The organism is Clostridium tepidiprofundi DSM 19306, assembly GCF_001594005.1.
Lineage (GTDB): Bacteria > Bacillota > Clostridia > Clostridiales > Clostridiaceae > Clostridium_AC > Clostridium_AC tepidiprofundi.
Map to the genome: position 1 here is coordinate 1 of NZ_LTBA01000163.1, position 576 is coordinate 576.

Below are 576 nucleotides of genomic sequence, written 5' to 3' on the forward strand. Positions count from 1 at the left end.
TTTTTTTAATAATTGTTAAAAATTTTTATAATAATCTTTACTTTTTATCACCTCCATAGTACAATTTATATATCATAAATAACGTATTTGTGTACGTTTATTTAAGTAGTTAATATCTTCAATAGTTATTGTTTCTCGTCTAAAAGATTCCAATAGCTTTGAAGATATTTCCTTTATACTAATTTTTATAGTTCTAAATAACTTTACACCTTTCTCAAATAACTGCCTAAGTATATCTGATATCTGTATCAACAAGTAGTGATTTTTCATAGCATTGTAATCTTCACAACAAACATGTTCAATATCATATCTTATGTTTTTTTGATTATTAAATCCTTGATTTTCTATTTTCCATCTGGTTCTGCCCGTTAGGGCTATGGTACTAGCATTTCTCTTGGTAATATTCAAATCTGTTATAAAAACAAAATTTTTTTCTTTTTCATCATCTACGATACTAGTTTCAATTATATTTACAGTTCTATCTTTGTATCCAATTTCTTTAACCCATGAACACTTCTCTGACTTATTTATCTCTACTTTCTTTAACTGTTGAAATTCAGACCATAAAGTTTTTAT

1 pseudogene is annotated in these 576 nt (G+C 25.2%); it reads right to left on the reverse strand.

From position 1 onward, the window contains the following. Positions 1 to 72: 72 nt before the first annotated feature. A pseudogene (locus CLTEP_RS15235) lies at positions 73 to 576 on the reverse strand (transposase); the annotation flags it as partial.